This is a genomic window from Kitasatospora purpeofusca (genome assembly GCF_034043715.1).
Taxonomy (GTDB): Bacteria; Actinomycetota; Actinomycetes; order Streptomycetales; family Streptomycetaceae; genus Kitasatospora; species Kitasatospora purpeofusca_A.
This window is the reverse complement of sequence record NZ_JAXCLC010000022.1, coordinates 14,934-35,686: the sequence shown is the minus strand read 5'-3', so window position 1 is coordinate 35,686 and position 20,753 is coordinate 14,934. Positions and strand designations below refer to the sequence as shown.

Annotated in this window: 18 protein-coding genes; 10 read left to right on the top strand and 8 right to left on the bottom strand. The window is 75.1% G+C overall.

What is annotated here, in order from left to right; translation table 11 throughout:
- The first annotated feature begins 32 nt into the window (after window positions 1-32).
- From SM793_RS13840 to SM793_RS13820, 5 genes are all read left to right on the top strand, one after another.
- Window positions 33-320 (top strand): hypothetical protein, encoded by a 288-nt coding sequence (locus SM793_RS13840; protein WP_320438461.1) that lies wholly within the window; start codon window positions 33-35, stop codon window positions 318-320.
- 105 nt (window positions 321-425) lie between these two features.
- Complete coding sequence (locus SM793_RS13835; RefSeq protein ID WP_320438460.1) at window positions 426-1,085, top strand: DUF5819 family protein; 660 nt, start codon at window positions 426-428, stop codon at window positions 1,083-1,085.
- Complete coding sequence (locus tag SM793_RS13830) at window positions 1,082-2,410, top strand: HTTM domain-containing protein (protein WP_413815950.1); 1,329 nt, start codon at window positions 1,082-1,084, stop codon at window positions 2,408-2,410. Before SM793_RS13835 ends, SM793_RS13830 begins: the two co-directional genes overlap by 4 nt.
- Window positions 2,411-2,415: 5 nt before the next feature.
- The gene (locus tag SM793_RS13825) at window positions 2,416-4,563 is read left to right on the top strand and encodes an FUSC family protein (RefSeq protein ID WP_320438459.1); all 2,148 of its coding nucleotides are present in this window, start codon (window positions 2,416-2,418) and stop codon (window positions 4,561-4,563) included.
- Window positions 4,564-4,664: 101 nt separating this feature from the next.
- Entirely contained in the window at window positions 4,665-5,429 is a 765-nt protein-coding gene (locus SM793_RS13820; RefSeq protein WP_320438458.1) for a TrmH family RNA methyltransferase, read from the top strand.
- Between the two features lie 100 nt (window positions 5,430-5,529).
- On the opposite strand, the gene SM793_RS13815 is transcribed toward SM793_RS13820, so the two are convergent.
- The 4 genes from SM793_RS13815 to SM793_RS13800 form a co-directional block, all read right to left on the bottom strand.
- A complete protein-coding gene (locus tag SM793_RS13815; RefSeq protein ID WP_320438457.1) occupies window positions 5,530-6,894 on the bottom strand; it encodes a peptidoglycan-binding protein in 1,365 nt (454 codons plus the stop codon).
- Between the two features lie 240 nt (window positions 6,895-7,134).
- Window positions 7,135-8,067 (bottom strand): pyridoxamine 5'-phosphate oxidase family protein, encoded by a 933-nt coding sequence (locus tag SM793_RS13810; protein ID WP_320438456.1) that lies wholly within the window; start codon window positions 8,065-8,067, stop codon window positions 7,135-7,137.
- A gap of 109 nt (window positions 8,068-8,176) precedes the next feature.
- Window positions 8,177-8,644 (bottom strand): VOC family protein, encoded by a 468-nt coding sequence (locus SM793_RS13805; RefSeq protein WP_320438455.1) that lies wholly within the window; start codon window positions 8,642-8,644, stop codon window positions 8,177-8,179.
- A gap of 202 nt (window positions 8,645-8,846) precedes the next feature.
- Window positions 8,847-9,869, bottom strand: a complete 1,023-nt coding sequence (locus SM793_RS13800) for a hypothetical protein (protein WP_320438454.1) — start codon at window positions 9,867-9,869, stop codon at window positions 8,847-8,849.
- 358 nt (window positions 9,870-10,227) lie between these two features.
- On the opposite strand from SM793_RS13800, the gene SM793_RS13795 reads away from it, so the two are divergent.
- Entirely contained in the window at window positions 10,228-10,794 is a 567-nt protein-coding gene (locus SM793_RS13795; protein ID WP_320438453.1) for a CGNR zinc finger domain-containing protein, read from the top strand.
- An 88-nt stretch (window positions 10,795-10,882) separates the two neighbouring features.
- On the opposite strand, the gene SM793_RS13790 is transcribed toward SM793_RS13795, so the two are convergent.
- The 3 genes from SM793_RS13790 to SM793_RS13780 all read right to left on the bottom strand — a co-directional run bounded on the left by SM793_RS13790 (window position 10,883) and on the right by SM793_RS13780 (window position 15,684).
- Window positions 10,883-12,376 (bottom strand): FAD-dependent monooxygenase, encoded by a 1,494-nt coding sequence (locus SM793_RS13790; protein ID WP_320438452.1) that lies wholly within the window; start codon window positions 12,374-12,376, stop codon window positions 10,883-10,885.
- A gap of 168 nt (window positions 12,377-12,544) precedes the next feature.
- The gene (paaN, locus tag SM793_RS13785; RefSeq protein ID WP_320438451.1) at window positions 12,545-14,245 is read right to left on the bottom strand and encodes a phenylacetic acid degradation protein PaaN; all 1,701 of its coding nucleotides are present in this window, start codon (window positions 14,243-14,245) and stop codon (window positions 12,545-12,547) included.
- Window positions 14,246-14,415: 170 nt separating this feature from the next.
- Window positions 14,416-15,684 (bottom strand): glycosyltransferase family 39 protein, encoded by a 1,269-nt coding sequence (locus SM793_RS13780; RefSeq protein ID WP_320438450.1) that lies wholly within the window; start codon window positions 15,682-15,684, stop codon window positions 14,416-14,418.
- A gap of 156 nt (window positions 15,685-15,840) precedes the next feature.
- Between SM793_RS13780 and SM793_RS13775 the strand changes: the two genes are divergently transcribed.
- The gene (locus SM793_RS13775; RefSeq protein WP_045938625.1) at window positions 15,841-16,425 is read left to right on the top strand and encodes a TetR/AcrR family transcriptional regulator; all 585 of its coding nucleotides are present in this window, start codon (window positions 15,841-15,843) and stop codon (window positions 16,423-16,425) included.
- 115 nt (window positions 16,426-16,540) lie between these two features.
- On the opposite strand, the gene SM793_RS13770 is transcribed toward SM793_RS13775, so the two are convergent.
- A complete protein-coding gene (locus SM793_RS13770) occupies window positions 16,541-17,002 on the bottom strand; it encodes an Lrp/AsnC family transcriptional regulator (RefSeq protein WP_320438449.1) in 462 nt (153 codons plus the stop codon).
- Window positions 17,003-17,151: 149 nt separating this feature from the next.
- Between SM793_RS13770 and pdhA the strand changes: the two genes are divergently transcribed.
- Genes pdhA through SM793_RS13755 form a run of 3 tightly spaced genes read left to right on the top strand, consistent with a single transcriptional unit; the run spans window position 17,152 to window position 20,725 of the window.
- Window positions 17,152-18,291, top strand: coding sequence for a pyruvate dehydrogenase (acetyl-transferring) E1 component subunit alpha (pdhA, locus tag SM793_RS13765; protein ID WP_320438448.1), 1,140 nt, complete (start codon window positions 17,152-17,154; stop codon window positions 18,289-18,291).
- Window positions 18,288-19,301, top strand: coding sequence for an alpha-ketoacid dehydrogenase subunit beta (locus SM793_RS13760; protein WP_413815954.1), 1,014 nt, complete (start codon window positions 18,288-18,290; stop codon window positions 19,299-19,301). The genes pdhA and SM793_RS13760 overlap by 4 nt, the downstream gene beginning before the upstream one ends.
- A complete protein-coding gene (locus SM793_RS13755) occupies window positions 19,301-20,725 on the top strand; it encodes a dihydrolipoamide acetyltransferase family protein (protein WP_320438446.1) in 1,425 nt (474 codons plus the stop codon). Before SM793_RS13760 ends, SM793_RS13755 begins: the two co-directional genes overlap by 1 nt.
- The last annotated feature ends 28 nt before the right edge of the window (window positions 20,726-20,753 follow it).

The following is a 20,753-nucleotide window of genomic DNA, read 5'->3' as shown; positions in this document are numbered from 1 at the left end:
GCGTGTCCGGGGGAACGGACGACGGGGGGAACATGAGCGGGGAGGACGGGGCCGGGTCGGCCGTGGCCGAGGAGGTGCCGGCCGGGGTCGTCGCGGCACTCGCGGCGCTGCGGCGCTCGGTGCTGCTGTTCTCGGGGTCGGTGCTGGCGGCCGAGCTGGGCGGTGAGCTGCTGCTGGCGGCCGGCCACTCGACGGCGGCCATCGCGGCCGCCGGGGTCGGCGGGCTGCTGCTGCTGATCGCCCTGCCGGTGCTGCGCCGGCGGCGGCGGGCGGTGCTCGCGGCGCGGGCGGCGGCGTCGGAGCCGGAGTGGACCGGCTGAGGACCGGCTGAGGCCCGGGGGATCCCTCCGGCCCGGGGAGTAGGGCAGGATGGGCGCGCGACCGGGCCGGCGCGGTGCCGGCCCCACCCGTCCCCGGGGGAGTTCATGGCCGAGAGTACGGACCCGCCGCCCGTCCGCCGGCCCTGGTCGACGCCCGCGCGGGTCGTCCTGGGGGCGGCCGGCGCCCTGCTGACCGGCGCCACCGGGCTGTTCCTCGGTGCGGTCTTCCTGCATGTGGCGCCCGCCAACTCGCTGTCCCGGGAGTACCGGGAGCAGGTGGACGGCCTGATCTATCCGGAGTTCGAGCAGAACTGGAAGCTGTTCGCGCCCAATCCGCTGCAGCAGAACATCGCCGTGGACGCCCGGGTGCGCACCGAGTCGCCGGACGGGGAGGCACGGATCCACGAGTGGGTCGGGCTGACCGCGCGGGACATCGCCGCGATCCGGGGCAATCCGGCGCCCAGCCACGCGGACCAGAACCTGCTGCGACGCGCGTGGGACTTCTACGACGGCTCGCACAGCGCCCAGGACGAGTCGACGACCAATCCGCGCGGCCGGCTCGCCGAGGAGTACCTGAAGCGGATCGCGGTGCAGCGGATCGGCCCGAGCGTGGACGGGCGGCCGGTGGTCGCGGTCGAGCTGCGGGTGACCAGTACGACGGTCGCGCCGCCGGCGTGGAGCGACGAGGCGGCGCCCGGCGCGCCGAAGGTGCGGGAGCTGCCCTGGTGGCCGGTGAAGGCCGGCGACCTGCGGGGGCTGCGGTGAGCGCGGCGGTGCCCGGCGGGTCCGGCGGCGCGGGCGTGGCGGGCGGCGCGGGAGGCGCTGGCCTGGCGGCTCCGGCCGGGCAGACGGCCGAGGACGTGGCCGCTGTGGCGGCCGTGGCGGCGGCGGTGGTGGCCGGGATCCCCCGGCAGCCCGGCCCCGAGGCGGCCGGAGCGCCCGCCGGTACTCGCCGGCCCGGCCCGGCCGGACTCGCCCGCCGGGCCGTCGCGGTGTTCACCGGGCGGGTGCTCGGGCGGTACCAGGCGGCGACGGTGCGGATCGGCTTCGGGCTGGTCTGGCTGGCGTACCTGCTGCGGGAGTGGCCCAACCGGCGGCTGCTGTACGGCGACACCTCGCCCTGGTCGACCGACCTGGCCCAGCAGCTGCTGGCCGACAACCGGGCGCTGACCGTGCTGCCCTGGTTCGACGGGCGGCTCTGGTTCGAGCTGGTCTACCACCTGGCCGTGCTCGCCGCGCTGGCCGTGCTGCTCGGCTGGCGGACCAGGGCGAGCACGGTGCTGTTCCTGGTCACCGTGCTGTCGCTGCAGAACCGCAATGTCTTCCTCGGCGACGGCGGCGACAACATCGTCCACCTGATGGCGATCTACCTGGTCTTCACCCGGTGCGCCCAGGTGTGGTCGCTGGACGCCCACCGGGGCGAGCACGGGCGGAGCGGGGTGCCGCTCTGGACGCTGCTCGGCGCACTGCTGCTGGTCTGCCAGCTGGGCGGCTTCGCCGGGACCAGCCTGGACTGGACGACCCCGGGCTTCCCGTACGTCGGCTGGGCGCCGCTGTTCTGGGGGCTGTGGGCGGTCGCCGGACTGTGGTGGCTGGCCGACCGGCTGGCACCGCGGGGCGAGACCCGGGCGGTGCTGGACGCGCTGGCGACCATGGTGCACAACTGCGCGATGCTGGTGATCGCCGTCGAGGTGGTGCTGATCTACGCCACGGCCGGCTGGTACAAGGTGCAGGGCTCGCGCTGGCAGGACGGCACCGCCCTGTACTACCCGTTGCGCCTGGACTACTTCACGCCCTGGCCGGAGCTGTCCGGGCTGGTCGGCGGGGCGCTGCTGCCGGTGTTCCTGATCTCCTACGGGACGGTGCTGCTCCAGGTGGGCTTCCCGTTCGCGCTGGTCGACCGGAGGGTCAAGAACGCCCTGCTGGTGGTGATGATGGCCGAGCACCTCGGGATCGCGGTGCTGCTCGGGCTGCCGGTGTTCTCACTGGCGATGATCGCGGCGGACGCGGTCTTCCTGCCGACGGCGGCGCTGTGCTGGCTCGGGGCGCGGGTCGCGCGGATCCGGCTGCGAAGGGCACCACTAAGCTGACCGCTATGTCCTGGTTCGCCGCACTTCGAGACACCGCGCGGACCGGACTGACCGTCGACCGGGCGCTCACCGACCCCAAACGGGCGGTACGCGGGGCGCTCGCCGTCGCCCTGGTGCTCTTCCCGACCCTGGCCCTCGGCGACGCCCGGCTCGCCACCTCGGCCGCGATGGGCGCGTTCATCGCCGGCACCGCGACCTTCCAGCGCAGCTTCCGGCCCCGGGCCACACTCGCCGTCGCCGCCGGGACCGGACTCGGCGTCAGCACCTTCCTCGGCTACCTCGCGGTCGGAGTCCCCGGAGCCTTCCCCGTACTGCTCGCGGTCTGGGCCTTCGGCGCCGGACTCACCTGGGCGATCGGGCCGACCGCCGGGATCGTCGCCGCCAACACCCTCTCGGTGATGCTGATCGTGGTCCAACTCCCCGTCAGCGCGCTCACCGCGCTCGGCCACGGACTGGTCTGCGCGCTCGGCGGCGTCGTCCAGGCCCTGGTCATCACCGTCTGGCCGATCGGCAGCTGGACCGCCCAACGCGAGGCGCTCGCCGACACCTACGCCGAACTCGCCGACTACGCCCGGCGGCTGCGCCAGGACCCGACCGCGCACATCGACCCGGCCCCGTTCATGACGGCCCGGCACGCCGCCGCGCTCACCCCCTGGCAGGACCGGAACCGCCCGCCCGAACTGCGCGGCCTGCGCGGCCTCGCCGAACGGATCAGGCCCACCCTGGCGGCGATCGCCGACCCCAAGGTCGGCGCCCCCGAGGAGGGCCCCGAACGCGACCGGGCCCGCGAGGTACTGGCGGCCGCCGCCGAGGCGATGGACGCGCTCGCCCGGGCGGTCCGCACCGGCGACCCGCTCCGGCTGCCCTCCTCCGCCCCGGCCCTCACCCTCGTCGCCCGGACCGAGGGCCCGGAACTGCGCGGCGCCGCCCGCCGCGCCGCACGCCGGCTGGCCGGACTGCTCCGCGGCGCCGCCGACGCGCTCGACCGGGGCGCCGAGGACACCATCGACACCCCCGTCGTCCAACCCGGCGGGACACTGCGCAAGCCGCCGCTGATCCGGATGCTGCCGACGGCGCTGCGCGCGGTGCGGCGGCAGTTCCGCCCGCACTCGGCGGTCTTCCAGCACGCCGTCCGGCTGGCCGGAGTGGTCACCGCCGCCTACCTGCTGGCCCGGCTGGCCGGCTTCGAGCACGGCTACTGGGCGCCGATGACCGCCGCCATGGTGATGCGCCCCGACTTCGCCCAGACCTACAGCCGGGGCGTGGCCCGGCTGGCCGGGACGGTCGCCGGGGTGGCGGTCTCCACCCTGGTGGTGCAGCTGGCGCGACCCGGCGAATGGGTGCTGGCCGCGCTCGCCGTGCTCTCGATCGGCGGCGCCTATCTGACCTTCCGCACCGGCTACGCCGTGATCACCGCCTGCATCTCCTCCTACGTGGTCTTCCTGCTCGGGCTCCAGGAGGGGAACCCGCTGGTCACCGCCGTGGAACGGGTCGGCCTCACACTGCTCGGCGGCTCGGTGGCCCTGTTCGTCTACGCGCTCTTCCCCACCTGGCAGACCGCCAGGCTCGGAGAACGGCTGGCCGAGTGGCTGGCCGCCGCCGGGCGGTACACGGCCGAGGCGCTCGCCGTCTACGAGCGGCCGGCCGCCCCGCGCGGGCGGGAGGTGCGCGGCGCGCTGCTGGACTCCCGGGAGGCGCGCTCGGAACTGCTCCAGGCGATGCAGCGCGCCGACGCCGAACCCGGCCGGCACGCCTCCGGCCTGCCCGGGGTCAGCCGCCGCCAGCTGGACCGGGCCCGGGCGGCGGTCGGCCACCTCGGGCGGGTCGCCGTCCTGCTGGAGGCCCATCTGCCCGGGCCCGACGCCGAGCCGGTGCCGGGGGCGGCCGAGTTCGCCGAGGAACTCCGGCTGGCCACCGCGCTGGCGGCGGGCGCGCTGCTGACCGGGCAGCCGGTGGACTTCGGCGCCGTCCGGGAGGCCCAGGACCGGCTGGAGCGGCGGCTCTCCGACGCGCCGCCCGGAGTGCAGCGGGACGTGGTGCGGGCCGGGACCAGACTGCTGCTGCAGGCGTTGAAGGACCTGGAGCGGGCGCTGCGGGGCGGCGGCACAGCGGGCTCCGCCGAGCGGCGCGAGCCGGAGCCCACCGGGCGCTGAGCCGGGGGTGCGGGGGCGGTGCGGGGGCGGTGCGGACCGGTTGGGACCGGCTGGGACCGCCGGGAGGGGACGGCCCCCGCGGGGATGGCAGAGTGGGTGGGATGAACGAGGAACTGCTGCGCGCCTGGCGGGCCTGCGCCGAGGAACCGGGAGCGGTCCTGCTGGACGGCTTCCACCCGCTGAAGCACGCGCTGCGGTTCGGCGGCGCCGTCCGGCAGGTGCTGACCGCCGACCGGGCCGCGCTGCTGGCACTGGCCGCCGAACTGGCCCCGGACGTCGCCCCGGCACTGGACGCCCTGGCCGTCGAGCTCCCGGAGGCCGCGCTGCGCACGCTCGCACCCCGGTTGAGCCCGACCGGCGTGGTCGCCCTGGCCGTGCGCCCGACCGCCGAGGCCAACCGCGCCGCCCTGGCCGTCCGGCCCCGGCCGGCGCCCGTCGTGCTGCTGGAGAACCCGCGCAACCTGGGCAACGTAGGCGCCGTGATCCGGCTGGCGGCCGGCTTCGGTGCGGCCGGCGTGGTCACCACCGGCGAACTGGACCCCTGGCACCCCGCCGTCCTCCGCGGCAGCGCGGGCCTGCACTTCGCCACCGCCGTCGAGCGGCTGACCCTGCCGGAGCTGCCGGCCGGTCCGCTCCACGTGCTGGACCCCGAGGGCACCGACATCCGGGAGACGGCCTTCCCGGACGACGCGGTGCTCGCCTTCGGCACCGAGCGGCACGGCGTCTCGGCGGAGCTGCGGGCGCGGGCCGACCGGCTGGTCGCGGTGCCGATGCGGCCCGGGGTCTCCAGCTTCAACCTGGCGACCAGCGTGGCGATGGGGCTCTTCCACTGGATGTCGGGGCGACCGCCCGGCGGCACGGTCTGACCCGGTCGACGGGTGGGCCGAGTGGTCGACGGGTGGCCGAGTGGTCGACGGGCGGGCCGGGCCGCTCGCCGTGTTGGGGGCGGTGGCCGGTCGGTCCGGGTCAGGAGAACAGCAGCCGCCAGGTGTCCGGCCCGGGACAGCCGTCGGCCTCGGCGCCGCTCCAGCCCATGGCCTCCTGGAACGCCCGCACGCTGCCCCGGTCGGCATCCGTCCAGTGCGGGCCCGGGCCCTCCACGTAGGCGGCGCCGAAGCCCTTGAGGACCAGTCGAACGCCGAGCTGCTCGACCTGGCCGCCCACCGCACCCGGGCCGAAGGCGCCGGGGCCGGGGAAGGCCGGCGAGGTACCGCCGGGCCCTGGCGGCGTGGACGGGGCGGGGGCCGGGGCCGGCGGCGGGGACGGAGCCGGGGGCAGCGGGGCGGCGCCGTCGATGTCCCGGCCCTTGCCGTTGACCAGGTAGTCCCAGGTGTCCTTGCCCGGGAGGCCGTCCGCCTCGCCGCCGCGCCAGCCCTGCGCGAGCTGGAACGCCTCGGTGGCCCGCCGGTCCGACTCGCTCCAGCGCGGCCCCGGCCCCTCGGTGTAGAACCGGCCGCCGCCCCGCCGCACCAGCATCTCGCCCAGCCTGGTCACATAGGCGTTGTTCGCGCCCGGACCGAACTTGTCGGCCCCCGGGAAGGCCGTGGCCGCGGCGCCGTCGCTGCTCCCCCCACCGGTGGTGAGCGCCTTGTAGCGGTACGGGAGGTAGGTGGCCGAGTTGGACCAGTAGGCGTACGGGGTCGCGCGCTTGGTGGCGCCCGGGGAGGTCTGCTCGTACGCCGTGTAGCGGGTACGGGCGGAGTCCGTCCAGCCGCCGAAGACGGTGACGTGCGAGCCGCTCCGGGGGCTGGCCGGGTCGTTGTGGATCAGGACGTCACCCGGCTGGAGCTCGGCCTTGGTGATCCGCTCGGCGAAGTCCGGCAGGGTCCAGGTGGTCTGGCTGCTGCCGAGCCCCCAGGCCATCGAGACGAAGCCGGAGCAGTCCTGGCGGTACCCGTCCGACCAGTAGCGGCTCATGCTGTACGGGACCTTCTGGTCGACCCAGCGCTGCGCCCGCTCGATGATCGAGGCCCGGGTGACCGGCTGGGCGGCGGCGGTCCGGTCGTCGGTGGCGCTCTCGCCGTAGAGGCCGCCGACCTCGCCCTGCGGGGTGTCGACGCGGGGGGCGGCCGGGCCGCCGGGGGTCGGGGCCGGGACGGGCGCCGCGCCGGCCGCGCCGGCCGCGCCGCCGCCCAGTGCGGTGCCGACGGCGGCCATCAGGACGGCGGCCCGGCGGCGGACGCTGCGGGCCGCGGCGTGGCCGCCCTCGTGCACCGGTGCGGCGTGCAGCCGGGCGCGGCGGCGGGCGGCGCAGCCCCCGCATATGCAGTCGTCGTCCGGTTCGACCTCGTCGAACCGCAGCAACGGGGCCGGTCGGCCGGTTCTCGTCATGCTCCGCCTCCTTCTCCTGGTGGGGGAGGGTGTCCGTCGGTCCGCTGACGGCGCGACAGCACATTCCTTCCCAGGGCGACACCGGGTGTCATCCGGACCAAAGTCCCAAGGCGGACACCTGGTCGGCGCGGTGGGCTGCTCCGGGCGGGTGACGGTGCTTCGGTTCCCGGGCGTGGCGCGGCGGAGGGGTGGGCGGTCGGCGCCGGGGCGGTGCCGGCGGTCCGGCGGACTGCCTTGCCGTCAGCTGACGGGACGTGCGGAGGCGGGCGGGTTGGCCGGCGAGTACTCGGGTTCGGTCCAGGCCAGCGGGGTGGCGTCGGCCAGTTCGACGACGCCGGTGACGGTCAGGTCGACCACCCGTTCGGCTCCCGGGAGGCCGGCGGCGGCCGGGTCGGACCAGTCGGTCCTGGCCTCGCCGGTGACCAGCAGCGCGCCGCCGGTCTCCCAGTCGGGGACGAGCAGTCCGGCCCGCGGGTCGAACTCGAGGTTGCCGAGGGTCATGAACATGTTGTTGCCCGCGTAGTCGGGCCAGCGCAGCCGGTCCGGGCCGAGGACCCGCAGGAAGCCGGGGTTGCCGCCGCGGTGCGAGGCGTCCGTCCGGCCGTCCGGGCCGGCGGTGGCGACGAAGAAGGTGTCGGCGGTGCTCAGCAGCAGCTGCTGGGCGGTGCTCAGCAGCGGGCCGGCCGCCACCCGGCGCGGGGCCCCGGCCCCGGGGCGGTCCACCGGGTGGCGGCGCTGGATGTACTTCGGGCAGTTGGCGTAGACCTGCTCGGCGGTGATCACCAGGCCGCCCCGGCCGTCCGGTGCGGAGCGGCCGTTGACCCGCATCCGGCGCCGGGCGGCCGGGTCCAGGGCCACCGTGCCGACCTCGGCGGGGCGGGCCAGGGCGGCGGCCAGCGGGTCGGCCTCGGCCGGGTGCGCGGCCACCGTCACCGTCCGCTCGTCGGGCGCCCGCAGGAAGCCGGCCGGTCCGCTGAGCTGGGTGGCCCAGAGCCGGCCGTCGCCGTCGGCCGCCCCGACCACCAGCATCCGCCGCTCGGTCAGGAAGCGGGCGGCCACGGCGGGGACGGTACTGCCGACGGCGCGCCCGGAGTGGTCGGCCCGGTCGGTGCGGCCGGCCCGGGCCTGAACGGCCCGTTCGCCGGGGTGGTAGGGGGTGCCGGTGGCGGTCATGGCAGGTGCCTCCCTCGGGCCGGGCGGGATGTTCTGGCGCTGTTCGCAGAGCCCCACTTCGTAGAGCCCCACTTCGTGGAGCCCCCAGTTGCGGCTCCGCCAAGTGTTCCTAGAAGAAGCCGCAGGTCGGGGCCGAGGCGGTGGGGGCCTCGGCGCCGGTCTCGTCGACGCCCGCCGGGGTGTAGATCTCCAGCCGGATGCCGTCGGGGTCGGTGAAGAAGATCCCGCCGGAGGCGGCGCCCTCACGGTGCGGGACGACGCCGTCGTAGGCGAAGGTGGCGCCCAGCTCGCGCAGCAGGGACTCGGCGGCGCGGACCTCGTCGAGCGAGTCGACCTGGAAGGAGAGGTGGTGCAGGCCGGGGGCGGCGGTGGCGAAGGCGCCCTCGCTCTGCTGCCAGAGCGTGAGCACCGGGCGGCCGTCGCGGCCGAGGAAGGCGTAGCGGTGCTCGGGGTCGGTGCCCTCCGCGACCAGCTCCAGCCCGAGGACGCGCCGGTAGAAGTCGGTGGAGCGCGCGAGGTCGGTGACGTTCAGGCCCACGTGGCCGGTCTGCAGGGTGCTGCTGGTGGTGCCGGACATACCTGATCACTCCCGTGGTCAGGGCGCCCGGGGGCGCCGCTGTCTAACCGTTGCTAACGACGATAGTGGTTAGCCTTGAGAAGGGTCAACCAGTACTGGCGGTTTCAACGGTTAGAAATTCGGGGCATGGCTGTACCATGACAAGTTTGAGGGTGCGGACTGCCGAGGAGCGGGCGCGAAGAGGGCGCCGGGGCGGGTGCGGCTACTCCCACTCCCACCGGGCGCCGATGTGGCCCGGCTGCTGGTCGGGGGCGAGCACCTGGGCGCTGGCGGAGGCGCCGATCCAGAGCTGCTCGCGGCGGCGGTCGACGTCCGCGCCCGGGTCGCGGTCGTAGCGCTCGCAGTGCACCGGCACGGTCGCCGGGTCGAAGTGGACCTGGAGCACGTACTCGCGCACCGGCGTGGCGAAGCGGCGGCTGTACTCCGTCGTCTCGGCGCCGCCGGAGGGGATCTCGACCTCGTACTCGAAGACCGTGCTGTCGCCGAGGCCCAGCGGGCGGTCCAGCATCACCTCGCCGACGATCAGACCGGTGTCCGGACGGCGGCGCACCCGGCCGAGCCGGCCGTGCCGGACGCCGGTGATCTCCGGGCAGCCGGTCGCCTCCTCGTCGGCCTTGTGCACCACCAGGCAGCGGGTCACCCCGGACACCGTGGCGCGGACCACCTGGCGCATCCGCAGCAGGTTGCCGCGCCGGTCGGCGTCCACGAAGTACGAGTCGTGGACGGAGAGCCGCTCCAGCTCGCCGGTCGGTGGCGCGTCCAGTTCGGCGAAGACGTCGGCGATCTGCTGCTCGCCCGGCCAGACGTCCTCGAGCCGCAGGTGGCTGGCGCCCGCGGTGGCCGCCCAGCGGCCGCGCGGGCGCGGCGGGCCGAGCAGCGCGGACAGGGTGGAGTGCGGCAGACCGAGGAGTTCCTCCAGCAGGTGGACGGCGCGCAGCGAGCTGGCCCGCTCGGGCTGGCTGCGGCCGCGCCGCCAGTAACTCAGCGTCGTGACACTGACCCTGACGCCGCGTTGGGCCAGGGCGGCGCGGATCCGGTCCAGACTGAGGCCGCTGGCCTCGATCGCCACGTGCAGGGTGTCGGCGAAGCCGCCGGTCGGGCTGGGACGCCCCGGGGTCGGCGCGGGCGACAGCGGGGGCACGGGCGGCCGGGGTGCGGGCGCGACCGCGTCAGGGCGCGGCCCGACCAGTCTGAGTCGGGCGTCCTGGGGATGCTGTGAGGCCATGTGGTTACCTTCCCCACCGAGCGGGTGCGGCAGACCCGGAACGGCGCCGGAACGCGCCGTCAACGGCCTCGCCGAGCTGTGGGGAACCCTATGCACGGTCGAGAGGCTACGTCATCAGTCGTGCGTATGACAGTGGTCACGGGCGGTCGGCCGCAGGGTTAGGGATCTTGGAACAGTGCGGAAACACACGGGCCTTCTCCCGGCCGGGTGGTGCGTTCCGGACCGGTGGCGGCAGGTTCCGGCCAGGGGTCCCGGGACGGGGGCCCGACGTAGACTCGGGAACCGGCCTGGAGCGAGGACCGGCCTGGAACGAGGACCGGCGGAGAACGAGGGACCGGCCGAGAACGAGGGAGCCGCGATGACCGAGCGGACAGCAGACCCGCGGGACCCGCGCCCGCTGCTCGGCGAGCCGCTCGCGCTCGACCTGCTGAACACGCGGTGGGCCGGTGAGCCGGTGAACGATCTGCTCGCCGAGCCGGACGGCCACGCGATCTGGCTCTCCACCGCCGGGCTGGCCGGGCGCTGCCCGGCGGACGGCGCCGGGCTCGACGCCCTGCGGGAGGCCCGGGAGGCGGTCTCGGCGGCCGTCCGGGAGCTGGACGCGGGCGGGCTGCCCGGGGCCGGTGCGCTGGCCGGGCTGGACGCGGTCCTGCGGCACGGGCGGGTGCGGCGGGAGGCCTCGGCGGCCGGGCCGGTGGACCGGGTCGAGGTGGACGAGCCGCGGTGGCTGGCCGCCTGGCTGGTGGTGGACGACTTCCTGGGGCTGCTGGCGCAGGGGCCGGGGCGGATCAAGAAGTGCGCGCACGAGGCGTGCATCCTGCACTTCTTCGACACCTCGCAGAACGGCCGGCGCCGCTGGTGCCGGATGTCCGTGTGCGGGAACCGGGCCAAGGCGGCCCGGCACTACGAGAAGGCGCGGCCGTAGCCCCCTGCTCATGCTCAGGGCGTAGCCGGCCCGAGCCCGGCGCCCGGGCCCGGGAGGGCGTGCCGCTCCCCCGGGCCGGGCGGGCGGGTCAGGCCTCGCCGAGCCATTCGGTGAGGGCGGCGCGCAGCTCGCCGGCGCCCGGGTCGACGGCGCCCCAGGCGGTGTAGCCGTCCGGGCGGATCAGCAGCACGGTGTCGCGCAGCTTGCCGTGCGGGTCGGCCGGGGCGACCGTGACCAGGCGCTCCCGCCACGGCTCGGCAGCCGCCATCTCGTCATTGCTGACCAGGACGAACCTTCCGGCCCGCAGTGCCTCGTAGAGCCGCTGCGGGGCGGCCGGCCCGTCCTCGCGGGGCGGCTCGAGACCGGTCAGCCGCAGGTCGGGGACCCGCTTGCCGACCTGCGGGTGGGCGTCCTTGGGTGCGGGGTAGGCGATGCCGAGGCCGGAGACGGTGCGGGCGCCCCGGTCCACCACGGCGTCGACCCGCCCGGCCACCTGGACCAGTGCCCCGCGCAGTGCCCGGGTGGCGGCGGACTGGGCGAGCGCGACCCGGATCATCGCGCCGGAGGCGCGCAGGGCCGCCCGGCCGACGGGGTGCCGCTCGGTCTGGTAGCTGTCGAGCAGGGTGTCGGCGGCCCCGTCGCGCAGGACGGCGACGAGCTTCCAGGAGAGGTTGGCGGCGTCCTGGAGGCCGGTGTTCATGCCCAGGCCGCCGGCCGGGGAGTGGCAGTGGGCCGCGTCGCCGGCCAGGAACACCCGGCCGGAGCGGTAGTCGGGGACCTGCCGCTCGTCGCTGTGGAAGGTGGAGCTCCAGCGGACGTCGTGCAGTCCGTAGTCCTCGCCGAGGGCGCGGCGGGTGATGTCGGCGAGCAGCTCGGCGCCGGGCGCGGTGCCGTCCGGGACCTGCTCGGCGCGGTCCCGGGCGAGCACGCGGTACCAGCCGTCGCCGAACGGCACCAGCAGCGCGAAGCAGTTCTCGTCGGCGCCGGCGGCGATGCCGTCCTCGGGTTCGCGCTCCAGGCGGACGTCGGCGAGCAGTACCGAGTCGACCACGGACTCGCCGGGGAAGGGCAGTCCGAGCAGGTCGCGGACGGTGGAGTGGACGCCGTCGGCGCCGACCGCGTAGCGGGCCCGGTGGGTGGTGGTGGCGCCCTCGTGCGTCGTTTCGACGGTGACGCCCTCGGGGTCCTGCCGCAGGCCGGTCACCTCGGCGCCGCGCAGGACGGTCGCGCCGGCCTTCACCGCCCGGTCGTGGAGCAGTCGTTCGGTGTGGTACTGCGGCGTCAGCAGGACGAACGGGAAGCGGGTCGGCAGGTGGCCGAGGTCGATCCGGACCCGGTTGAAGGCTTTCAGCGCCTCGACCGGGCGGCCGGTGGCGATGAGTTCGTCGGCGAGGCCGCGGGCGTCGAGGAGTTCGAGGGTGCGGGCGTGCACGGCGAAGGCCCGGGTGAGGCCGGACTCGGTGGCGCGCTTCTCCAGCACGGTGACGTCCAGGCCGGCCGCGGCGAGGTCGCCGGCCAGCAGCAGGCCGGTCGGCCCCGCGCCGACCACGATGACGTCGGTGACGGTCTGCTTCTCGGTCATGTGTCAGCTCCCGGTGCTCGAACAGCGGCTGGACGCCGTGTGTGGCGTTTCCCCGGCCCCCATCATCGCTTCCCGGGAGTGGCGTTGTGAATCTCCGGTCCCCGGCGCGTGGCCGGGGACCGGAGGCACGGGGTCACCGGAGGGTGGCACCGGCTCGGTCGTGGCGGCTCAGCTGTGGCGACGGATCTCCACGGTGCGGAACCGGTTGGCGACGAAGGCGCCGTCGCAGTAGGCGGAGTTGGCGGCCGGGTTGGCGCCGGTGCCGTGCAGGTCGGAGAAGGCGGCGGTCTGGTTGGCGTACACCCCGCCGGTGAGGTTGAGGGAGAGCGAGACGCCGGCGTCGAGGGCGGCCTCGACCAGGGCGGCCTCGACCTCGGCGGAGGTGGTGTAGGCGGCGGCGGTCATCGCGCCCTGGGTGCGGACGGTGTCGCGCAGCAGCTCGACGGCGGCGGCGGTGTTCTCGACCGCGACGGCGAAGGAGACCGGGCCGAAGCACTCGCCGCGGAAGACCGCGCGGTCGTCCGGCTTGTCGGCGTCCAGCTTGACCAGCGCCGGGGTGCGGACGGTCGCGCCCGGGAACTCCGGGTGCTCCACGGCCCGGGGGGCGAGGGCGAGTTCGCCGTACTCGCCGCCGGCCGCGGCGGCCGAGCGCCGCAGCACGCCGGGGTTGACCACGGCGCCGAGGACGGCCGCGGCGCGGGCGTCGTCGGAGAGCAGGCCCTCGATGGCGGCGGCGAGGTCGCGGACCACCTCGTCGTAGGACTTGGCGCCCTGGTCGGTGTCGATGCCGGTGCGCGGGATCAGCAGGTTCTGCGGGGTGGTGCACATCTGGCCGCTGTACAGCGAGAGCGAGAAGGCCAGGTTGTTCAGCATGCCCTTGTAGTCGCCGGTGGAGTCGACGACGACGCTGTTGACGCCGGCCTTCTCGGTGTAGACCTCGGCCTGCTCGGCGTGCTGCTCCAGCCAGTCGCCGAAGGCGGTGGAGCCGGTGTAGTCGATCAGCCTGATCTCGGGGCGGACGGCCAGGGTCCGGGCCACCGTGCCGCCCTCGTGCTCGGCGGCCAGGCAGACCACGTCGGCGGCGAAGCCGGCCTCGGCCAGTACCTCGCGGGCGATCCGGACGGTGAGCGCCAGCGGCAGCACGGCCCGCGGGTGCGGCTTGACCAGCACCGGGTTGCCGGTGGCCAGCGAGGCGAACAGGCCGGGGAAGCCGTTCCAGGTCGGGAAGGTGTTGCAGCCGATCAGCAGCGCCAGGCCGCGCGGGACGGCGGTGAACTCCTTGGTCATCACCAGCGGGTCCCGCTTGCCCTGCGGCTTGGTCCAGCCGGCGCTCTCCGGCAGCCGGGTCTGCTCGGCGTACGCGTAGGCGACGGCCTCCAGGCCGCGGTCCTGGGCGTGCGGGCCGCCGGCCTGGAAGGCCATCGCGTAGGCCTGGCCGGTGGTGTGCATGACCGCGTTGGCGAACTCGTGCGAGCGGGCGTTGATCCGGGCCAGGATCTCCAGGCAGACCGCGGCGCGGGTGAGCGGTCCGGCGGCGGCCCAGGCGGGGCGGGCGGCGGACAGCGCGGCGATCAGGGCGTCCGGCCCGGCGTGCGGGTAGCCGATGCCCAGTTCGAGGCCGTACGGGGAGACCTCGCCGCCCACCGGGTCGCCGTCGGAGGGGTGGCCGGGCAGTTCGAACGGCAGGTTCAGCAGGGCCTCGAAGGCGGCCCGGCCGTCCGCGGCGGCGCTCTCGCCGTAGGCCTTCGGGAACTCGGGGTAGGGCGACCAGTAGTCGCGCTTGGCGGCGGCGTCGACGGCGGCCGCCAGGGTGGCCCGGTGGCGTTCGACGAGTTCGGCGACGAGGGGGTGGGTGACCGCTGCGGACATGGTGTGCGCTCCTCAGAGGGGAGGACGGGACACGTCACAGAGTAACCGAACGATCGGTCGGCTCAAGAGGGCGAACGGGACCGGAGTGCCGGAGCGCACCGGGGGCGGGCGAAAACGCCGGGGGCGCGTCCGATGCGGACGCGCCCCCGGGGCCCGGAGAACCGGAGGGGTTACGGGATGCCCAGCTCGAAGATCACGTACCCGCCGTACCAGCCGGAGGCGACCGCCCCGGCGCCGAGCACCGCCGCCAGCACCGGCCAGCTCAGCTTCCGCATCGCCACCGCGAGCGCGATCAGCAGCGGGAAGGCCGGCAGCAGATAGCGCGAGGTGTTGCCGAAAATGCCCAGGCTGCCGAGCACCGAGACGATGGTGGCCAGGGTGTACGCGGTCAGCACCAGCGGCGGGCGCAGCCGGACCAGCAGCACGATCAGCACCGGCAGGCTCAGCACGATCAGCGTCGCCAGCATGTCGGCCGTGTGGTAGGCGAAGGGGTAGTCGTTGCGGCCCAGCAGCACGCCGCGGATCGCGGCCCAGGTGCCCTGGCCCCAGTCGAAGTAGTGCAGCCAGGCGTCGTGCTGGAGGGTGAAGTAGCCGCCCCACTCGCCCATCCGCCAGCCCACCCAGCCGACGTAGCCGAGCAGTCCGACCGGGGCCAGCAGCATCGCGGTCAGCGGACGCGCCACCCCGCTCTCCCGCCGGTACAGCTCCACCAGGGCGGCCAGGCCGACCGCGCCGATCAGGGCCGCCGCGGTGGGCCGGTTGAGGCCCGCGACCAGGGTGAGCACCCCGGCCGCCACCCACTGCTTGGTCATCACGCAGTAGCAGGACCAGGCGGCCAGCGCGATGAACAGCGAGTCCGAGTAGATCGCCCACTCGGCGCCCGAGCCCGGGGCGATCGCCCACAGGCCGGCCGCGACCACGCCGGCGCGGGGGCCGGCCATCCGGTCCACCACGGCGTAGATGCCGGCCGCGGCGAACAGCGAGGCGACCACCGAGACGATCATCCCGGCGCCGTACAGGCCGAACGGGCTCACCTCGGAGAGCAACCGCATCAGGCCCGGGTAGAGCGGGAAGAAGGCTGCCGAGTTCTGCTCGACGGTGAAGCCGGGGACGCCGTTCGGGACGGCCACCAGCGCCGGGTGGTAGCCGAACTGGGCGACCTGCTGGTACCACCAGCCGTCCCAGCTGGCCAGCACGTCCCAGGGGTTGGCGCCGCCGCCGAAACGGGGGTGCTTCTCCAGGTAGTCCCCGGAGAAGGAGAGCAGCTTCATGAAGACGGTGAAGCCGACCAGCTTCAGGACGGCGTAGCACCACACGGCCGGGCCGAAGCGCAGGGCGAGGTCCCGGGCGCGGTCACGCCAGTCGACGGCCGGCTCCGCGGTGGTGACGCCGCTGCGCTGTTCGGGCAGATCGGATTCGACTGCCGGTATTGCGCTCATGCGACTTCCCCACCTGCTCGGCCATGGACGGATCGTCCGCCGAGTCTAGGGCGTGCCCTTCGGATCGCGTCGGACCGGCGGGCGGCGGCCGGGGCGGCCGGGGCGGAGCGGGCACCCGGGCGCGGCCGGGCCGGGGCGGGCGGGGATACTCGGGGAATGGCCGATCACACCCCGCGCACCGCCTACACCGTGGAGTCCCTGCTCGCGGTGACCGTCGACGTGTTCAACGAGCGCGGGTACGACGGCACCTCGATGGAGGACCTGTCGCGCGCGGCCGGGATCTCCAAGTCCTCGATCTACCACCATGTGCGCGGCAAGGAGGAGCTGCTCCGGCTGGCCGTCGGGCGGGCGCTGGACGGTCTGTTCGGGATCCTGGCCGAGCCGGGCGCGGTCGAGGGGCCCGCGGTGGAGCGGCTGGAGCACGTGGTGCGGCGGACCGCCGAGGTGCTGCTCGCGGAACTGCCCTACGTCACCCTGCTGCTGCGGGTGCGCGGCAACACGGCCACCGAACAGTGGGCGCTGGAGCGCCGCCGGGACTTCGACCACCAGGTGGCCGAGCTGCTGCGGGCCGCCGTCGCGGACGGCGCGCTGCGGGCGGACGTCGAGCCGCGGCTCGCCACCCGGCTGCTCTTCGGCATGATCAACTCGATCGTGGAGTGGTACCGGCCGGGCCTCAAGGCCGCCGACGGCGTCGCCGACGCGGTGGTCCACCTGGCCTTCGACGGCCTCCGGGCGCGGTAGGGCGGTCCCCGGGGCGGGACGGAGCGGGACGGGGGCGGAGCGGAGCGGGGGTCTGCGGGAGCCCGTCCGCGGCAGGTCGCCGGCAGTCCGCAGTCAGGTCGCCGGAAGTCCGCCGTCAGTCCGGCGGGACCTGGTCGGTCTCCTCGAAGACCAGCATGGTGCGGGTGCCGAGCACCTGGGGGATCGACTGGATGCGGTTGAGCACGAGCTCCCGCAGCGCGTGGTTGTCGGCCGTGTGCACCAGCAGCAGGACGTCGAAGTCCCCGCCGACCAGTGCGATGTGCGCGACCCCCGGCAGGGCCAGCAACTGCTCCCGCACCGTCCGCCAGGAGTTCTGCACGATCTTCAGGGTGATGTAGGCGGAAGCCCCCTGACCTGCCCGTTCGTGGTCCACCCGGGCGGTGAAGCCGCGAATCACGCCGTCCTCGACCATCCTGGAGACCCGGGCGTACGCGTTCGCCCGGGACACGTGCACCCGCTCGGCCACCGAGCGGATGGAGGCGCGGCCGTCCTGCTGCAGCAGCCGCAGGATCGCCCGGTCGACCCGGTCGAGCCTGGACATCTGTTCAGCCGACATGACCCCCCACCCCCCACGATTGGACGCAATGCCACCAGTCGACCGCCACCCGGACCGATTGTCCACCACCTTCGCACGCTTCTGGTCAAGATGAACAGACGACCGAACAATCGGTAGGGAGCCCCCGCCACCCCTGGAGGTGCCCCGAGATGACCGTTCTCGACCACAGACACCACACGGCCGTGCCCGGTTGGCTGCCCGGGGCCACCGCCCCCCGCACCGACCCGGCCCCGCTGCTCCCGGACCCCGCTCCGGTCCGCGTCCTCGGTACTCCCGCGCTGGAGAAGTACGACCCCGTGCTGCTCCGCGAGCTGTACCGCCGCCTGGTGGTCGGCCGCCGCTACAACCAGCAGGCCACCACCCTCACCAAGCAGGGCCGGCTCGCCGTCTACCCCGCCTCGACCGGGCAGGAGGCCTGCCAGGTCGCCGCCGCGCTCGTGCTCGAGGAGCGCGACTGGCTCTTCCCCAGCTACCGCGACACCCTGGCCGTCGTCTCCCGCGGCGTGGACCCGCTGGAGGCCCTCACCCTGCTCCGCGGCAACGCCCACACCGGCTACGACCCCAGGGCCACCAGGACCGCGCCGCTCTGCACCCCGCTGGGCACCCAGGGCCCGCACGCGGTCGGGCTCGCGCACGCCGCCCGGCTGAGCGGTGAGCCGGCGGTCGCGCTGGCCATGCTCGGCGACGGCGGCACCAGCGAGGGCGACTTCCACGAGGCACTGAACTTCGCCGCCGTGCTCCGGGCCCCGGTCGTGTTCCTGGTCCAGAACAACGGGTACGCGATCTCCGTCCCGCTCAGCGCGCAGTCCGCCGCCCCCACCCTGGCCCACAAGGCCGTCGGCTACGGGATGCCCGGCCGGCTGGTCGACGGCAACGACGCGCCCGCCGTGCACGGAGTGCTGGCCGAGGCGGTCGAGCGGGCCCGCACCGGCGGCGGCCCGACCCTCGTCGAGGCGCTCACCTACCGGGTCGAGGCGCACACCAACGCCGACGACGCCACCCGCTACCGCACCGAGACGGAGGTCGCGGCCTGGCGGGAGCACGACCCGATCCTGCTGATGGAGCGCGCGCTGCGCGAACTCCGGGTGCTGGACGACGACCTGGTCCGGGACGCGGCCGAGGAGGCCGAGGCACTCGCGGCCCGGATGCGCGCCGAGTTCCACGCCGAACCCGAGCTCGACCCGATGTCCCTGTTCGCCCACGTGTACGCCGAGCCGACCCCGCAACTGCGCGAGCAGGCGGCGCAACTGGCCGAGGAACTGGCCGCCGAGGCCGAGGTGCAGCCCTGATGACGACCGCTGTCTCCCCCGCCCCCGCCCGCACCGCCAGCATGGCGCAGGCGCTCAACACGGCGCTGCGCGACGCCATGCGCGAGGACCCGACGGTGCACATGCTCGGCGAGGACGTCGGCGCGCTCGGCGGCGTCTTCCGGATCACCGACGGACTGACCGCCGAGTTCGGTCCCGACCGCTGCCTGGACACCCCGCTGGCCGAGGCGGGCATCCTCGGCACCGCCGTCGGCATGGCCATGTACGGGCTGCGGCCGGTGGTCGAGATGCAGTTCGACGCCTTCGCCTACCCGGCGCTGGAGCAACTGTTCTCGCACGTCGCCAAGATGCGCAACCGCACCGCCGGCCGGCTGCCCATGCCGATCACCGTCCGGATCCCCTACGGCGGCGGCATCGGCGGCGTCGAGCACCACAGCGACGCCTCCGAGGCGTACTACGCCTCCACCCCCGGCCTGCACGTGGTCACGCCCGCCACCGTGGCCGACGCGTACGGGCTGCTGCGGGCCTCGATCGCCTCGGACGACCCGGTGGTCTTCCTGGAACCCAAGCGGATGTACTGGGGGAAGGACGGCTTCGACCCCACCGCCCCGGTCGAGCCGATCGGGCGGGCCGTGCTGCGCCGGACCGGCGCCTCCGCGGTGCTGATCACCTACGGCCCCTCGCTGCCGGTCTGCCTCGAGGCGGCCGAGGTGGCGAAGGCCGAGGGCTGGGACCTCGCGGTGCTGGACCTGCGCACCCTGGTGCCGTTCGACGACGAGACGGTCTGCCGGGTGGTGCGCTCGCTGGGCCGGGCCGTGGTGGTGCACGAGGCGGGCGGCTTCGGCGGCACCGGCGCGGAGATCGCCGCCCGGGTCACCGAGCGCTGCTTCCACCACCTGGCGGCGCCCGTGCTGCGGGTCACCGGCTTCGACATCCCGTACCCGCCGCCGATGCTGGAGCACCACCACCTGCCCGGGGTGGACCGGATCCTGGACGCGGTCGCCCGGCTGCAGTGGGAGGACCGAGGATGATGCCCGTCGTGCGCGAGTTCACCCTGCCCGACCTCGGTGAGGGGCTCACCGAGGCGGAGGTCGTGCGCTGGCTGGTCGAGGTCGGCGAGGTGATCGCGATCGACCAGCCGGTGGTGGAGGTGGAGACCGCCAAGGCGGTGGTCGAGGTGCCCTGTCCCTATGGCGGGGTGGTGACCGCGCTGTTCGGCGCGGTCGGCGAGGAGGTCCTGGTCGGCGCGCCGCTGGTGACGGTCGCGGTGTCGCCGGGCGAGGGCGAGCCGCCGTTGGCGGCGGTGCCGGCGGTGGAGCGCGCGGTGGAGCGGGCGGCGGAGGTGGAACGGCCGCTGGTCGGGTACGGGGTCGCCGAGCCGGACCGGGGCGGACGGCGGCGCCGGGTCGGGGGCGGCGCGGCGACCGCGGCCGGCCGGGCCACGGGTGCTTCGGCTGCTTCGGCTGCGGTGGCTTCTGTGGCTGCGCCGGCTGCTCCGGCGCCGGTGGCTCCTTCGGCCCCGGTGGCCGCGGCGGTGCCGGTGGTCGCGGTGATCTCGCCGCTGGTGCGGCGGCTGGCGCGGGAGCAGGGCGTCGAGCTGGCGGCGGTCGCCGGCAGCGGGCCGGACGGTCTGATCATGCGGGCGGACGTCGAACGGGCGGTCGCCGCCAAGGTCGCCGTCGCGCCCGCTGCTTCGAGTGCCCCGAGTGCCCCGAGCGCTGTGACTGCCGCGAAGGCGGGTCCGGCGGGGGCGGCGTCCTCCGGAGCCGGGTCCGTCGTCCCGCTGCGCGGGCTGCGCAAGGCGGTGGCCGAGAAGCTCGGCCGCAGCCACCGGGAGATCCCCGCCGCGACCTGCTGGGTGGACGCCGATGCCACCGAACTGATGGCGCTGCGGCGGCAGTTGAACGCCGTGCCGGGGCCGAAGGTGAGCGTGCTGGCACTGCTCGCCCGGATCTGCGCGGTCGGCCTGGAGCGCTTCCCCGATCTCAACTCCAGTGTGACCGCCGACGGTTCGGGGATCCTGCGGCACTCGGCGGTGCACCTGGGCTTCGCGGCGCAGGGCGAGCGCGGCCTCGTCGTCCCGGTGGTGCGGGACGCGCAGCGCCTCACCACCGAGCAACTCAGCGAGGAGCTGGGCCGGTTGACCGAGGCGGCGCGGACCGGTTCGATCGCTCCGGCCGAACTGACCGGCGGCACGTTCACCCTGAACAACTACGGCGTGTTCGGAGTGGACGGTTCCACCCCGATCCTCAACCACCCGGAGGCGGCGATGCTCGGGGTGGGCCGGATCGTCGCCAAACCCTGGGTCCACCAGGGTGAGTTGGCGGTGCGCGAGGTGACCCAGCTGTCGTTCACCTTCGACCACCGGGTCTGCGACGGCGGTACCGCGGGCGGGTTCCTGCGGTTCGTCGCGGACTGTGTCGAGCAGCCGGGCGTGCTGCTGCGGCGGCTCTGACCCCGCGTTCCGGTCGGCGGCGTTGCTC

What these genes read in the sequence shown, in the direction of transcription:
- SM793_RS13840 (WP_320438461.1), top strand. Translation starts at nt 33, where the DNA reads ATGAGCGGGGAGGACGGGGCCGGGTCGGCCGTGGCCGAGGAGGTGCCG.
- SM793_RS13835 (WP_320438460.1), top strand. Translation starts at nt 426, where the DNA reads ATGGCCGAGAGTACGGACCCGCCGCCCGTCCGCCGGCCCTGGTCGACG.
- SM793_RS13825 (WP_320438459.1), top strand. Translation starts at nt 2,416, where the DNA reads ATGTCCTGGTTCGCCGCACTTCGAGACACCGCGCGGACCGGACTGACC.
- SM793_RS13820 (WP_320438458.1), top strand. Translation starts at nt 4,665, where the DNA reads ATGAACGAGGAACTGCTGCGCGCCTGGCGGGCCTGCGCCGAGGAACCG.
- SM793_RS13815 (WP_320438457.1), bottom strand. Translation starts at nt 6,894, where the DNA reads ATGACGAGAACCGGCCGACCGGCCCCGTTGCTGCGGTTCGACGAGGTC.
- SM793_RS13810 (WP_320438456.1), bottom strand. Translation starts at nt 8,067, where the DNA reads ATGACCGCCACCGGCACCCCCTACCACCCCGGCGAACGGGCCGTTCAG.
- SM793_RS13805 (WP_320438455.1), bottom strand. Translation starts at nt 8,644, where the DNA reads ATGTCCGGCACCACCAGCAGCACCCTGCAGACCGGCCACGTGGGCCTG.
- SM793_RS13800 (WP_320438454.1), bottom strand. Translation starts at nt 9,869, where the DNA reads ATGGCCTCACAGCATCCCCAGGACGCCCGACTCAGACTGGTCGGGCCG.
- SM793_RS13795 (WP_320438453.1), top strand. Translation starts at nt 10,228, where the DNA reads ATGACCGAGCGGACAGCAGACCCGCGGGACCCGCGCCCGCTGCTCGGC.
- SM793_RS13790 (WP_320438452.1), bottom strand. Translation starts at nt 12,376, where the DNA reads ATGACCGAGAAGCAGACCGTCACCGACGTCATCGTGGTCGGCGCGGGG.
- paaN (WP_320438451.1), bottom strand. Translation starts at nt 14,245, where the DNA reads ATGTCCGCAGCGGTCACCCACCCCCTCGTCGCCGAACTCGTCGAACGC.
- SM793_RS13780 (WP_320438450.1), bottom strand. Translation starts at nt 15,684, where the DNA reads ATGAGCGCAATACCGGCAGTCGAATCCGATCTGCCCGAACAGCGCAGC.
- SM793_RS13775 (WP_045938625.1), top strand. Translation starts at nt 15,841, where the DNA reads ATGGCCGATCACACCCCGCGCACCGCCTACACCGTGGAGTCCCTGCTC.
- SM793_RS13770 (WP_320438449.1), bottom strand. Translation starts at nt 17,002, where the DNA reads ATGTCGGCTGAACAGATGTCCAGGCTCGACCGGGTCGACCGGGCGATC.
- pdhA (WP_320438448.1), top strand. Translation starts at nt 17,152, where the DNA reads ATGACCGTTCTCGACCACAGACACCACACGGCCGTGCCCGGTTGGCTG.
- SM793_RS13755 (WP_320438446.1), top strand. Translation starts at nt 19,301, where the DNA reads ATGCCCGTCGTGCGCGAGTTCACCCTGCCCGACCTCGGTGAGGGGCTC.